This is a genomic window from Pseudomonas sp. BLCC-B112 (genome assembly GCF_028550695.1).
Taxonomy (GTDB): Bacteria; Pseudomonadota; Gammaproteobacteria; order Pseudomonadales; family Pseudomonadaceae; genus Aquipseudomonas; species Aquipseudomonas danubii.
Map to the genome: position 1 here is coordinate 41,429 of NZ_JAQQGK010000005.1, position 13,865 is coordinate 55,293.

The following is a 13,865-nucleotide window of genomic DNA, read 5'->3' on the forward strand; positions in this document are numbered from 1 at the left end:
TCACCCCCGGCGAATAAGCACTACACCGGCGACGATCAGCAGCAATCCGGCAATCTTGCCAAGGCTCACCGGCGCCTCGCGAAAGCCCACCCAACCAAAGTGGTCCAGGGCCAGGGCCATGCTCAACTGACCCGCCAGCACCAGAGCCATGAACAGCAAGGCGCCGATCCGTGGCCCGGCAAAAGCTGCGGTGGTGATGAAAAAGACCCCCAGCAGGCCGCCACACCAGTGCCACCAGGTCAGGCCCTTGAGGGCACTCAACGAGGGCATCTCACGCTGCATCAACACCAGGATCAACAAGGCTGCAGTACCGACAAAAAAGGAAATCAGTGCTGCGGCCAGCACACCGCCGACCTGCTTGGCCAACTGACCATTGATTCCGGCTTGCAGGGCCAGAAAGGCCCCTGCGAAAAACGGCAGGCACAACAGCCACCAGATTGGACTAGGCATCACAGGCTCCAACAGCAATTCGGCCGCGCAGTATAGGCCAGCGCAGATTTGAAAGTCCTCGACACCCATTAACAGAATCTTAGAAAACTGCCGTTCTCTTGAGCAGAAAACAAAATAGAACCCATTAATTGTATATATATAACTTTCGTTTAGAGCTCACGAGCAGTCGCCCCAGACAGAGATACAAGATATTGATTAATAACAACTTATAAAACACAAAATTCACAAACAATACTTTCAAACTAGTCACTTTTAAAGCAGTAGAAAACCAAGAATAAAACTCATTAATACCAAGTTCATAATTGTTCAAAAAGTCTCTCGCGCCTTTCATGTAGACAACGGACGAAGGTATCTCCAGCAATAGAACTGGAGAGCTATCGAAAACAACGAACGTTGTAATAGGTGCAAGGGATACCTCTCATGAAAACTCAATTCGGATGGAAAGCGTGTACAGCACTTGCGATGATCCTGACCCTCAGCCTGGCGGGCTGCAGCGGCGGCGGTGGTGGTCATAAGAGTGGTTCGAGCAGTTCTCCTGCCAGCTCAGGTGGTGGCAGCACCGATGGCGGAACCGGTGGCACGCCCAGCACCCTGGTGACCGCCGACGTGGCGTCCGACGTGGGTACTACCGTGAGCGGTGTCGGCGACGGCATCAGCGCCCTGGGCGACTCTCTGGCAACGGTTCCAGTGGTCGGCGGCCTGGCCCGCAGTGCCGTCAGCACTACCGGCAATGTGGTGGACAGCGTTGGTGAGGGCTTGACCGATGGCCTTGGCAAACTGGGCAGCGATCCCAAGGCCCTGAGCAAGACCACGGCCACCGTCGGCAACGTGGTCGGCGATGTGGGCACCGGAGTCAAGGATCTCAGCGGGCAACTGGCGACGACCACCCAAAGCGTTCCGGTCGTCGGTGGCGTGGTGACCAGGGTGGCCCCGGTACTCAGCGGTGTCGGCACCCGGGTAACCATGCTGGGCAACACCTTGAGTACCGTCACCAGCAGCGGGCCGGTCGGCACCCTGACCGATGGCGTGGGTGACAGGGTACTGGTACCGGTAGTGAGCATGGCAGAAGGCCTGACCGACAAGGTGGGCAGCACCACCGGCCTGGGCGCACCAGTCAAGGGACTGATCAAAGGCGTGAGCGATGCTGTGGATGATACCGGCGAGAAGGTCAGCGATAGCGGTGATGGCAACCCTGTGACCGATCTGTTGGGCAATGCCCTGAGCAACGCCAGCGGCGCGGTAAACAGCGCAGGAGGCTACGTCGGCAAGTCCGGGAGCGGCACCGGAAGCGGTGGCAGCAACGGTGGCGGTACTGGCCTGGGCGGCACCGGCATGCTGGAAGTCGTAGGCGGTGCAGTGGCCAATCTCGGCAACGGCATCAATACCGGCAACACCAATGGCGCTGTCAGCGCAGGGAGTGCCGCCGGCGGTGCAGTGGGCGGCCTGATCGCCTCGGTGGGCGGAGCCCTGGGCGGCCCTGGCACTCCCAACCTGGTGGTCACCGCGCCCCTGGCCAGTGTCGGCGTAAACCTGGGTTCGGCGTTGAATCCGATCACCAGCTCCGTCACTGGCCTGACCCAGCAAGTAGGCGCAGCCAGCGGCCTGGGTGGCGCGGTCAGCGGTCTGCTGGGCCAAGCGGGCGGGGCTGTGAGCAATGTGGGTACCACTGTTGCCGGTGGCATAGGCGGCAATCAGGTCGGCGGCGCCCTGGGCGGCACCCTCGGCGCAGTGGGCAGCACCGTGGCCTCGGTCGGCGGTCTGGTCAACGGTGGCACTGCCCCCAGCGGCGGTCTGCTCGGTGGGGCCGGGATCGGCGTCGGAGCCAGCGCCAACGGCAGCGCTTCTGCAGGAGCAGGTCTCAACGGTGGCCTGGGTGGTGTGCTGGGTGGTTTGACCGGCGCCCTGGGCGGCAAGAAATAATTTGCACCTGGCCGATTCGACGGCCTCACCTACAGCGCCTACGCTTGGTTGAGGGCGAGAGGTTCAGATGAATCTCTCGCCTTTTTGTTTATCCAGAGCATCACCCTCCAGCACCTGATCAGGGCTCAGACCTTGAATGGTGCATGGAATGAGGACTTTTAGCATCGCTGCGGCTTGACCATGGAGTGTCCTATGCGCACGTTGGCCAGTTTGTTGTTGATTGGATGCTGTACCTCCGCTTACGCCGACTCCCTTCCCCGTTTTCTCAACAGTAACGACAGCATTACCAACCTGCCCCAACCCAACCTGCCAGTGGACGCCTACCGCCCGGCTACACCGCAGTTGCAGACGCCTGAGCAACCCGTCGCCCCCCAAGGGCAGCAGCCGCTGATGATGGGCACCAAGGTTACGGTGCGTCAGGTCCAGATCGAGGGTGGCACGGTCTACCCTCTTGAGCAGTTGGCGGCGATCTACCAGCCATTGATCGGCCATGAAACCAGCTTCGCTCAATTGATCGAAGCCACCCGAGAGATCACCCGACGCTACCAGAACGACGGCTACCTGCTGTCCTACGCCTTCATGCCGCAGCAGAACTTCAACCAGGGTGTCCTGCGGGTGGTGCTGGTGGAGGGCTATATCAGGGACTACCAGCTACAGGGCGACATCGGCCCGGTGTCCGCCTATCTGGACAAGCTGGTGAGCAAGCTAAAGGCCGAACGCCCGCTGACCCGCAAGACCTTCGAGCGCTATACCACTCTGATGAGCCGGGTACCGGGCGTGACCCTGCAAGCGGTGGTGCCACCACCGGGAACCACCGACGGTGCGACCCAATTGGTCGCCGTGGCCAGCCGCAAATCCATCAGCACCACCCTCAACAGCACCGACGACAATCGCAAAGGTCTGCAGGCCCTGGTGGGTATTACCAGCAGCTCGCAAACGGCCTGGGGCGAACAGCTGAGCCTCAGCGGACTGTTTCCCCCGGGCAAGGACAAGGAACACTACTACCGCCTGGACTACAGCCAGTTGCTGGGTTCCGAGGGCACGCAGTTGAACCTCTACGGTGCGCGCTACCGCAGTGATCCGCGAAGCAACGTGCAATTGGGCAATGGCCTGGAGCTTGAGTCCCATCGCGCAAACGACCGTTTCTCCATCGGCGTCAGCCACCCCTTCATCGCCTCGCCCAATGAGATGCTCACCGCCGGTACACGCCTGTATGCAGTGAACGACAAGACCCGCTATCGGCTGAACAACGCCCCCCTGCCCCTGGAAGAGAAAACCGATATCCGCGCCCTGGCGCTGGAGAGCGACTGGAGCAAATCCGATCCGCGCCAACTGCGAATCCTCAGCGCCGGTCTCTACCAGGGCCTGGACAGCATGGGAGCCAAGACCAACAACGCACTCTACGATCTGGATTTCTTCCGCCTGCGTGTGGCGGGAGTACAGAGCGACCGTTTCTTCGACAATTGGCAGGGGGTGCTTTCCGCAGCCCTGTACTGGAGCGATGACAATCTGCCAGACAGTGAACGGGCCAGTTTTGGCGGACAGAACTTCGCGCGGGGTTATCCCGATGACCAGGCCACCGGTGACAAGGGTTGGGGTGTGGCTTATGAGGTGAACTACAGCTTCCGTCGCGAGGGGCCTTGGGTCCGGGTACTGCAACCCTATGTCGTGCTGGACCGCTCCAAGACCTGGTTCAACCAGTTGCCGGTCAAGGGCAGCAACCTGTCATCGGCGGCTGTGGGTCTGCGCTTCGGCGACACCAAGCACTACAACATCGCCCTGGAGGCCGCCAAACCCATGTCCGATGAAGCCCTGGACACCTACAACCGCCGTCCGCGCTATACCTTGAGTTTCAGCTATCAACTCTGAACAGTTGGGTGATTTTGACCTGCTCCCCAGCAGGTCTTTTTTTGCCGGTAAAAAAGACCGAGCACGCTTGAAGGTCAGGGACCGACGATATGCAGCCGGGGTTGGGGAAACAGATTATTGAGGGTTTCCAACAGGCGCACGTAATAGATCGGCTTGCGGAACAGATCCAGGACCTGCAGACGCAACAGGTCACTGACGTCATCCATGTCGGCATGCCCCGACATGACGATCACCGGCAAGTGCTGGCGCGAGGTGTGCTCGCGCAGACGCTTGATCAGCGACAGGCCACCCTCTTCCGGCATGCGCAGGTCCGTGATCACCAGAGCAATATCCGGATGCTGGGTGAGGTGTTCCAGAGCACATTTCACCGAGGTGGCGGTAAAGCAGCAAAAGCCGTCGCCCTCCAGCAGCTCGGCGAGTTCCATCAGCGCATCTTCTTCGTCGTCCACCAGCAACAATTGCTGACGTGTGGGTTGAGGGGAGGTCATGGACAGTACCCTGGAGTGAGCGTCACGCCCGTGGTTGAACGCAGCCATCGAACATCAGGCCACCAGTGACGCAACCGCTAGCAGGCCTTCGGTTCTAGAAAACCGAAGGCCTGCACGGAACCGGGGGTAGCTTGAAGGTCTGTCGAAAGCGCTGCCCAGCGGCTGCTCATCTGGGCCATTTCGATGGTCAAGGGGTAGGCCGGGTGACGGTGGTGCCTCCAAGGCTGGTCAGGATGTTGTTGAAGATGGCCAGTACACGATCACCCAGAGGGGTAACGAACGCTACGACCACCACTGCAACCATCGCTACGACAATCGCGTACTCGATCGCGGATGCGCCTTCGGTGCGGTCAAAAAACAGGCGCGCCCTGAGCAACAAATATTGAAGAATCATCCTAGCTCTCCTTTGCGCCAGACGGCGCCACTGGAACAGCACTGGGCAAAATTCCCCGGTGCCACCTGAGCATTGTCAACAAAGCCCGGCCCAGCAACTGTAAGAACTGATTAATCACAAAGTATTAATCGGATGGTTGGCGCCAAAAAACTCGCCCCATTGAATCAACTCATACTTTTGTTAGCTATTTTTCGACGACTTAATGGCATTTCGTCCTAGCTCTACTACCTTCACATAGCGAAATAGTTGCATGTTCATAGCTGCCTGATTGCGAAATTAACTCGTTTTGAGTCACGGGCTGGTAGTGCAGCAGGATAGGGAGAGCCTTCATGAACAGTCGCGTCACCATGGGTCTGGCTGGACTTCTGCTGCTGGGTGCGGTGTTTTTCGGTTACTGGGGCCTGGTCCTCAGCCGTCAACCCGAACCGGCACCACCGGCTCAACCGGTGGCCCCCCGCGTCGTCGAACAAGTCACCAGCAATGCCGAAGACCAGACCCGCCAACCCGTGGTGGTACTGGTGCGCGATGTGCCACCTTTCGTTCCGCTCACCGCCGCGGATCTGGCGCTGGAAAAACTGCGCACCGCGCCTGCCGGCAGCCTCAGTGCCATTGACCAGGCGGTGGGCCGTACGCCCTGGCGACAACTGAGTGCCGGCACCTGGCTCAACGCCCAGAGCTTCGAGACCGGTGGCACCCTGGCACGAATGATTCGCAGCGATGAGCGAGCCCTGGCGGTAGCGGTGGATGAAGTCATCGGCGCCGCCGGGCAACTGAGCCCCGGGGACTATGTCGACGTGCTGTTGTTCCTGCGTCAGGACACGACCAATCCACAGCAATCGGCACAGATCGCCGTGCCCGCCATGCGGGTATTGGCAGTGGGCGAGCAACTGGGGCTGACCAATGACGGACAGCCCGCCGCCCCAGCGGTGACCCGCGAGGAGAAGCTCAAGCAGGACCAGCGCCGGATCGCCGCCCGCACGGTGGTTCTGGCCGTACCCGAGCAGCTCCTGAGCCGGTTGATGCTCGCCACCCAGGTCGGCGTGCTGCGACTGGCCGTGCGCAGCAGCGATGAGCAGCGCCTGGCCCACTACTGGGCCGGCAACGAGGACGCCATCGGCCACCTCGATGCAGCCAACAGCAACCTGTTCCAGTTCACTCAACTGGCCCTCGGCAAAGCTCCCCGTAGCCCGCTCGCCCAAGGTGGCGGACCACGCTCGGCGGTGGAGGTCATCCGGGGCAACCAGGTCTCTCAACAAACCCCCTGATCGAGCAAGGATGCATGACATGCGCAGTCGTTCCATGCCGCTGTTCACCACACTGCTGACGCTGAGTCTGGGCCAATGGCTCTGGAACCCGGCCATGGCCGCGCCAATGTCGGGCTGCTCGAGCCTGGCGCCGTTGCCGGCCGTGCTGGAAGTCGGCGAAGGTTTGCAACAGGAGCTGCAGTCCCCGGTGGTCATCACTCGCTTGGCGGTAGGCGATCCGAAAGTTGCCGATGTCCACGCCAACGGCAACAAGGCCTTTCTGCTCACCGGCATGGCTCCCGGCGCCACCAGCCTGATGGTCTGGACCTCCTGCTCCAGCACTCCACGCCAGAGCATGGTGTTCGTCCGCGGCCGGGCCACTGCCGACATGACCGCCAGCCGCCTGCCAATCAGCGACGATCCGTTGCTGCCCAGCCAGGTACAGACCGACATCCGCTTCGTCGAGGTCAGCCGCACCAAGCTCAAGGAGGCCAGTGCCTCGATCTTCGGCCGCGGAAACAACTTCCTGTTCGGCTCCCCTGGCACCGCTCCCGTCACCACCGGCACCGCCGGCAGCGTCACCCCGACCTTCGGTGGCCGGCGGACCAACATCCCTCTGGACAACGGCACCTTCAACATCGGCTTCGGCAACGGCCGGGTGCTGACCCTGATCAACGCCCTGGAAGGCAGCGGCTTCGCCTACACCCTGGCCCGGCCCTCCCTGGTGGCCCTCAGCGGCCAGAGCGCAAGCTTCCTGGCCGGTGGCGAAATCCCTATTCCGGTGCCCAGCACCGGTAGCAACAGCGTAACCATCGAATACAAGGAATTCGGTATCCGCCTGACCCTGACCCCCACCATTGTCGACAGCGGTCGCATTTCGCTGAAAGTGGCGCCGGAGGTCAGTGAGCTGGACTACAGCAACGGCGTGACCATCGCCGGGACCGTGGTACCGGCGCTGATCGTACGACGCACGGACACCAGCATCTCCCTGGCCGATGGCGAGAGCTTCGTCATCAGCGGCCTGATCAGCACCCGCAACAGTTCCCTGGTGAGCAAGTTTCCCGGGTTGGGGGACATCCCGGTACTGGGGGCCTTTTTCCGCGACTCGACGATCAATCGCGAAGAGCGCGAGCTGCTGATGGTGGTCACTCCGCATCTGGTCCAGCCCCTGGCCGCCGATGCCAAGCTGCCGGCCTTGCCCGGTGAACGCCTGCGCAGCTACGACCCGAACTTCTATCGCATGTTCTTCCTCGAGAACGGCAACTTCGACAAGCGCAGCGGGCTATCGCAATGAGCCAGAACATGAGCCAGACGTTCCTGGCCATCACCCGCAACAGCACCGATCTTGAATGGCTGCAAGGCGCCCTGGCGCCCCTGGGCCAGGTGGTAGGGGCCGATGGCAGCCTCGACGAGTTGCTGGCGCTGGTGGACGTGACTTTCGCCAACCTGGTGTTCGTCGGCCTCGACCGCGAGCATGTGGTGGCCCAGGCCGCACTGATCGAAGGGGCCCTGGAAGCCAAGCCGATGCTGGCGATCGTCGCCCTCGGCGATGGCATGGACAACCAGTTGGTCCTCAACGCCATGCGTGCCGGCGCCCGGGACTTCGTCGCCTACGGCTCGCGTTCCAGCGAAGTTGCCGGTCTGGTCCGACGTTTGAGCAAACGCCTGCCGGCAGTGACGCCCAACACCCAGATGGGCGGCCTGACCGTGCTCTACGGCGCGCAAGCCGATAGCGACGGCGCACTCCTGTCCGGGCACCTGGCCCTGGTGGTGCAAAAGAGTGGCCAGCAGACTCTGCTGCTGGACCTCGGCCTGCCCCGTGGCGACAGCCTGGCACTGTTGGGGCTGGAAAGTTCGTTCCACTTCGGCGATGCCCTGCGCCACCTGCGGCGCCTGGATACCACCCTGATCGACAGCGCCTTCACCAGCACTGAAGCCGGCTTGCGCATCCTCGCCTACGCCAGTCACGACGAGCCCCTGGAACACACCAGCGCAGCCGAGCTGTACATGTTGCTCAGCGCCTTGCGCCAGCACTTCCAGCACATCGTGGTGAACCTCGTTGGCCAGCCCGACAGCGAGGCTCTGCGGACCTTCGTCAGTCATTGCGACAAGCTGATCTGGTGCACCGACCAGAATGTCCTCGACTGCCGGCGCAACCTGGCGGTCCTCAATCACTGGCGCGAAAAGGGCATGAAACTGGAGCACGCACGCTTGCTGGTGGACCGCTACCTGCGCGCCGTCACTCCGGATTCCGAAACCCTGGGCAAGACTTTCGGCCTGGAAGTGATCGCGGTGCTGGCCTACAACCCGGAGGTGCGCCTGAACGCCAAGAACCAGGGAGTCACCCTGTTTGAAATGGCCCCCCGGGAGAGCCTGACCCAAAGCATTCGCACCTTGGGCGAACGCCTGGCCAAGCGCTCCGAAGGCCTGACCAAGCCCAAGGCCGGCTGGCTCAACAGAATCATGGGGGGCAGATGAGCGGCGAAAAACTCTTTGGCGCCCCGGCTCGTCCGGCACCGGGCAATAGCGATCACGAAGGCCTGAAGCTGGTGCTGCATCGCTACATCATCGATGCCATCGAAGACTCGGGGAAAAACCTGCTGGAAAGCTCCCGGCAGAACCTCTCGCAGTTCATCACCGACAAAGTGGCGGAGTACATCGCGCGCATGCACCTGGCGATTTCCCGCTATGAAATGGAACGGCTGGCGGAGGAAATCGTCGATGAGCTGACCGGCTTCGGCCCCCTGGAAGTGCTGCTGCGCGATCCGGCGGTGACCGAGATCCTGGTCAACGGCCCGCACCGGGTATTCGTCGAGCGCGACGGCGTGCTGCACCAGAGCGACCTGCGTTTCATCGACGCCCACCATGTTGAGCGGGTCATGCAACGGATCCTTGCCCCCTTGGGCCGACGCCTCGACGAGTCCTCGCCGATGGTCGATGCGCGCCTGCCGGACGGCAGCCGGGTCAACGCCATCATTCCTCCCATCGCCCTGGACGGCCCCTGCCTGTCGATTCGTAAATTTCGCAAGGACATGCTCAAGAGCAGCGACCTGATCGCCATGCAGACCATCGACCTGGCGATCTTCGAGTTCCTCCAGGAGGCCGTGGGCAAACGCTGCAACATCCTGATCAGCGGCGGCACCGGTACCGGCAAGACCACCCTGCTGAACATCCTCAGCCAGTTGATCAATCCCCACGAACGGCTGGTGACCATCGAAGACGTGGCCGAACTGCAACTGGGGCACCCCCATGTGGTGCGTCTGGAAACCCGCCCGCCCAATGCCGAAGGCCATGGCGAGGTCAAGGCCAGCGACCTGATACGCAACGCCCTGCGGATGCGCCCGGATCGGATCATCCTCGGTGAGATCCGCGGCGTGGAAGTACTGGATGTACTGACCGCGATGAACACCGGCCACGATGGTTCCATGAGTACGGTACACGCCAACAACGCTCAGGATGCCCTGTTGCGCCTGGAGACCCTGGTGGGCCTGACCGGTCGCCAGATCGCCGAGCGCACCTTGCGGCAGATGATCTGCGCAGCCCTGGATGTGGTGATCCAGTTGACCCGCCTGCCCGATGGCCGGCGCTGCGTCAGCGAAGTGGTGGAGGTGGTGGGCATTCGCGATGACATCTATGTCACCAACACCCTGTTCCGCCTGGATCGCCGCAGCGGCTTTGGCTTCGGTTTCCTGCGCGAGGCGCTGCACCCGGCGGGGGACAAACTGCGCCGCGAGAGCGGGCTGAGCGTCAATTGAACCGGCGAGGTAGCCCATGATCGGCCTGCTGCTTACCTTGATCTGCCTGATTCTGCTGGGGCTTTCCGGCTGGCTGTTCTACCACGGTGTGCGCAAGACCGAGCGTGAGCGAGTGCTCAACCGGCTGGCCGAAGGGCAACCCGAGCTGAGCCCGCAACGCAGTCCATGGATCGGCCTGGAGCGCGCCTTTGCCCGCGCCGGCCTGGGCCAGCGCAGTGAGCGCCTGGGCCTGTGGCTGGCGGTGTGGGCTGTGCTGATGTTGTTGGGCTACCTGCTGGGGGACTGGCTCGGACTGCTGGGCTGCCTCTTCGGCCCACCGCTGCTGTTGCGGCTGTATATCGCCTGGCTGTACCAGCGCCGGCTCAAACGCATGATCGAGCAACTGCCGCCCTTGCTGGATCACAGCGTGCGCAGCCTGAAGTCCGGACGCACCCTGGCAGACGCCGTGCTGGGAGCCATCGAGGCCAGTAACGATCCGCTGAAACAAGCCATGGGGCGTATCCAGCGCAACGTGCAACTGGGGGTCAATCTGCCGGACGCGGTCAACGATTTCGCCGAGTTCTACGAACAGGACGAGTTACGCATGTTCGCCCTGGGCCTTAAGGTCAATCACCGATATGGCGGCAACGCCAGCGAGCTCCTGGAAAACCTGATCAAGCTGATTCGCGAGCGGGAACAAGGGGCCCGACAACTGAGCGCGATGACCGGCGAAACCCGCATGACCGCCTGGGTCCTGGGAACCCTGCCGCTGCTGCTGGTGGGCTACTTCATGCTCACCAACCCGGGCTACATGCTGGGCATGTGGCACGACCCTTCCGGACAGAAAATGCTGATCACTGCCGTGTGCTTGCAGATCTTCGGCTGCCTGGCCCTGTGGCGCATGTTGAGGAGTATCTGAAATGCTTCTGCTGGCCGCTGCGATGCTGTTTTTAGGTGCCTTGCTGCTGCTTGGCAACGGCGTGCTGGAGCAACGCCGGCGCGAGCGCCAGGTTGCCCAGCGCCTGCAAGGCAACCTGACTCGTGACAACCGCCTGGGCAGTTGGCTGCGACAGTTGGGCGACAGCCGCTTCGGCCAGCGCGCCGTCAGCATGGACAGCGAGACCCAGACCCTGCTCAACCGTCTGGGCTGGCGTCGCGCCAGCCAGCGCTCGCTGTTCGCCGCCAGCCAGATCGCGACCCCGGTGCTGGCGGTGTGCCTGGTGATCTTTGTCCAGGAAGTGGCATTCCCCAACGCGCAAAGCAAATGGCTGGTACCGATGCTGGCGGCCGGGGCCGGTTATCTGCTGCCCAAGCGCGCCCTGGCCTACGCCGCTCACCGCCGGCAGAAGCAGATCGCCCTGGAGATTTCGACCTTCATTCCCTTGCTGCGCATTCTGTTCGAGTCGGGCATGGCCGTGGAACAGGCCCTGCGGGTCCTGAGCAACGAAGCCGGGAAGCTGCTGCCGGAACTGACCCACGAGTTGCGCCTGATCCTGGCACGGGTCGATTCGGGCCTGGAGCTGGGCCAGGAGCTCAGCCAGACCGCGACCCTGCTGGCGGTGGACGAATTCACCGACACCTGTGTGATTCTCCAGCAACTGGTACTGCAAGGCGGCGGGGCGATGAAATCCCTGCAGGCCCTCAAGCAGTTGCTCGACGACCGGCGCCTGACTCGCCTGCAGGAATACATATCGAAAATGTCGGCCAAAATGTCGGTGGTGATGATGCTGTTTCTCTTCCCCGCCTTGTTGATCGTGCTGGCCGGGCCGGGCTTCACCGCCATCGCCCGGGCCTTTGCTGCCTAGAGGGAATTTGATGAAAGCCATGATTGTCGCCACCAGTTTGTTGCTGCTTGGCGGATGCGCCAGCAACGGCCAGGTGCCGTGGGCAGCCCTGACCCAATCCGCCAGTTGCGCCAAGCTCAGCTCAGAGCAGGAGCTGGCGGTGAACCTCGCCGATGAGATGGCCAACGACGGCAAGCTGCACGCCAGCCTGGCCAACCTGCAGAACCTGCCGGACAACCTCGCCGAAGTGCGGGTGCGCAAGGCCCGGGTCTACCGCCTGCTGGGCCGTGATGAGGCCGAGCCGCTGTACCGCAGCCTGCTGGGCTCCTGCCTAGCCGCCGAGGGCGAGCATGGCCTGGGCCAATTGGCGGCGGCCCGGGGGGACAACGGCCAGGCTCAGGCTCACCTGCAAAGGGCGGCGCGACTGGCACCGACCAATGAAAAAATCCGCAACGACCTGGGGGTCGTCTACCTCAACCAGTTGCGCATCGAAGATGCACGCTTCGAATTCCTCACCGCCATCGAGCTCAAGCAGTCCGAGCCGCTGGCGGCCATCAACCTGGTGACCCTGTTGCTTTATCAGGACAACTGGAAGCAGGCCGCCGAAGTGGTCAGCCAGGCCAACCTGAATCCCCAGCAATTTTCCCAGGCCCAGGCCCGCGCCGAGGCGCTGGGGAAACCCGCGACAACCACGGCCTCCGTGCCCCAGGTGGCGAAGGGTTCCACGACCCTGCAGCCCGAGGCCACGCCGTCCAAGGAGCGCTGAAATGAAACTGCCCATGCTCTGCTGCACCGCCCTGCTGACGATGCCTCTGGCTGCCCAAGCCATCGATGCAGGCCCCGCCTCGCCCCAGCAGCAGGAGACCGAAGGCTGGCTGCTGTTGCAAAGCCGCAACCTGGCCGCCTCGCCGCAGCCACAGTCGGCGACCCCCACGGAACGTGAGCTGGCGTTGCAACGCTGGTTGAAAAAATACCACTACGAAATTCCGGACCTGTACGACCCGGATGCCGGTGGCAAGGTGGAAACCAAGTAGCCAGGAGGCAATCGAGCGGCGGTGAGCTCATCACCGCCGCCATGCACTGCTCGTTATCAGTGTGCGGTGACCCGCTGGCGCAGCCCCGAATTGCTCGGTGACAAGGCCAGGGCCAGTTGCGTGCGGTTGTGCATGTGGGTCAGCCGCAGGACCTGGGAAACGTAGAGTTTTACGGTGTTTTCGGTGATCCCCAGTTCACAGGCGATCTGGTAGTTGGTCTGCCCCTTGCCCACCAGTCGCGCCACGTCCAGTTGTCGTGGCGACAGCTGGTTGAAGATGGCCGGAATCTCGATGGCATCCGCGTCTGCGCTGTCGCCCTGAGACTCCTCGCTGCGACTAGCGGCGGGTGTACGCCGGACCTTGTCCAGGTCCTGGTAGAGATCGTCTATGGACTCCGAAAGAAACTGCAGCTTCTGGTTCAGGTGCCCCAGGTGCAGGTTCTTCTGCCGCTCCTGCAAGGCGACTTCCTGACGCTGCAGGCCTTCGAGAAGTTCGTCCAGGTCGATGGGTTTCTGGTAGTAATCGGCAATGCCGGCGCGCAGGGCCTTGATCACGTCCTGTTTGTCCGCCTGCCCGGTGAGCATGATGGCTTCGAACACCCGATGCTTGCCGGCCAGGCGCTGCAGTTCCTGCACCAGCTGGATGCCGTCCATATCGGGCATGTGCAGATCGCAGAGCACCAGGGAGATTTCCGGGTCCTTGTTGAAGCACTCCATCGCCTGGAGGCTGGACTCGCAAGGAACACAACGGTAACCACTGCTTTCAAGAAACTCGCAAAGTTCTTCGACAATCAGTGGCTGATCATCGACCACGAGCACTTTCATCTGTGAGGTGAGCTTGTTCACGTGCTACTCCGTGCGGGCCATTCGTCGACTGGCCACTCCTGTCCTGCCTCGCATGATCCAGGCAGCTACACATAAAAACCTAGACCCACTTTCCGACTATGTA

14 protein-coding genes are annotated in these 13,865 nt (G+C 62.2%); 10 read left to right on the top strand and 4 right to left on the bottom strand.

Going from position 1 to position 13,865, the window contains the following annotated elements; genetic code table 11:
* Positions 1–450 (bottom strand): DMT family transporter, encoded by a 450-nt coding sequence (locus PQT43_RS14085; protein ID WP_102863022.1) that lies wholly within the window; start codon positions 448–450, stop codon positions 1–3.
* 420 nt (positions 451–870) lie between these two features.
* Between PQT43_RS14085 and PQT43_RS14090 the strand changes: the two genes are divergently transcribed.
* Positions 871–2,370, top strand: a complete 1,500-nt coding sequence (locus tag PQT43_RS14090; protein WP_272754168.1) for a collagen-like triple helix repeat-containing protein — start codon at positions 871–873, stop codon at positions 2,368–2,370.
* 192 nt (positions 2,371–2,562) lie between these two features.
* Complete coding sequence (locus PQT43_RS14095) at positions 2,563–4,239, top strand: ShlB/FhaC/HecB family hemolysin secretion/activation protein (RefSeq protein WP_272754169.1); 1,677 nt, start codon at positions 2,563–2,565, stop codon at positions 4,237–4,239.
* Between the two features lie 74 nt (positions 4,240–4,313).
* Here PQT43_RS14095 and PQT43_RS14100 read toward each other — a convergent pair whose 3' ends face one another.
* Positions 4,314–4,727 carry a response regulator gene (locus tag PQT43_RS14100; RefSeq protein ID WP_272754170.1) on the bottom strand — a complete coding sequence of 138 codons (414 nt, stop codon included), beginning with the start codon at positions 4,725–4,727 and terminating at the stop codon, positions 4,314–4,316.
* Between the two features lie 187 nt (positions 4,728–4,914).
* Positions 4,915–5,121: a Flp family type IVb pilin gene (locus PQT43_RS14105; RefSeq protein WP_253084201.1), complete on the bottom strand. Its 207-nt coding sequence runs from the start codon at positions 5,119–5,121 to the stop codon at positions 4,915–4,917.
* Positions 5,122–5,450: 329 nt separating this feature from the next.
* Here PQT43_RS14105 and cpaB point away from each other — a divergent pair, with 329 nt between their 5' ends.
* From cpaB to PQT43_RS14145, 8 genes are read left to right on the top strand one after another with little or no spacing between them, the layout of a single operon-like run.
* The gene (gene cpaB, locus PQT43_RS14110) at positions 5,451–6,386 is read left to right on the top strand and encodes a Flp pilus assembly protein CpaB (protein WP_102881932.1); all 936 of its coding nucleotides are present in this window, start codon (positions 5,451–5,453) and stop codon (positions 6,384–6,386) included.
* A gap of 19 nt (positions 6,387–6,405) precedes the next feature.
* Positions 6,406–7,659: a type II and III secretion system protein family protein gene (locus tag PQT43_RS14115; RefSeq protein ID WP_272754171.1), complete on the top strand. Its 1,254-nt coding sequence runs from the start codon at positions 6,406–6,408 to the stop codon at positions 7,657–7,659.
* On the top strand, positions 7,656–8,843 hold the full coding sequence (locus PQT43_RS14120; protein ID WP_102881934.1) for an AAA family ATPase: 1,188 nt from the start codon (positions 7,656–7,658) through the stop codon (positions 8,841–8,843). The genes PQT43_RS14115 and PQT43_RS14120 overlap by 4 nt, the downstream gene beginning before the upstream one ends.
* A complete protein-coding gene (locus tag PQT43_RS14125; RefSeq protein WP_272754172.1) occupies positions 8,840–10,120 on the top strand; it encodes a CpaF family protein in 1,281 nt (426 codons plus the stop codon). The genes PQT43_RS14120 and PQT43_RS14125 overlap by 4 nt, the downstream gene beginning before the upstream one ends.
* Positions 10,121–10,136: 16 nt before the next feature.
* Positions 10,137–11,018, top strand: a complete 882-nt coding sequence (locus PQT43_RS14130; protein ID WP_272754173.1) for a type II secretion system F family protein — start codon at positions 10,137–10,139, stop codon at positions 11,016–11,018.
* 1 nt (position 11,019) lies between these two features.
* Positions 11,020–11,904: a type II secretion system F family protein gene (locus PQT43_RS14135; protein ID WP_102863012.1), complete on the top strand. Its 885-nt coding sequence runs from the start codon at positions 11,020–11,022 to the stop codon at positions 11,902–11,904.
* Positions 11,905–11,914: 10 nt separating this feature from the next.
* The gene (locus PQT43_RS14140; protein ID WP_267269320.1) at positions 11,915–12,649 is read left to right on the top strand and encodes a tetratricopeptide repeat protein; all 735 of its coding nucleotides are present in this window, start codon (positions 11,915–11,917) and stop codon (positions 12,647–12,649) included.
* Position 12,650: 1 nt separating this feature from the next.
* The gene (locus tag PQT43_RS14145) at positions 12,651–12,917 is read left to right on the top strand and encodes a DUF3613 domain-containing protein (protein ID WP_102881936.1); all 267 of its coding nucleotides are present in this window, start codon (positions 12,651–12,653) and stop codon (positions 12,915–12,917) included.
* 56 nt (positions 12,918–12,973) lie between these two features.
* Here PQT43_RS14145 and PQT43_RS14150 read toward each other — a convergent pair whose 3' ends face one another.
* Positions 12,974–13,762, bottom strand: a complete 789-nt coding sequence (locus PQT43_RS14150) for a response regulator transcription factor (protein ID WP_110595489.1) — start codon at positions 13,760–13,762, stop codon at positions 12,974–12,976.
* Between the last annotated feature and the right edge of the window lie 103 nt (positions 13,763–13,865).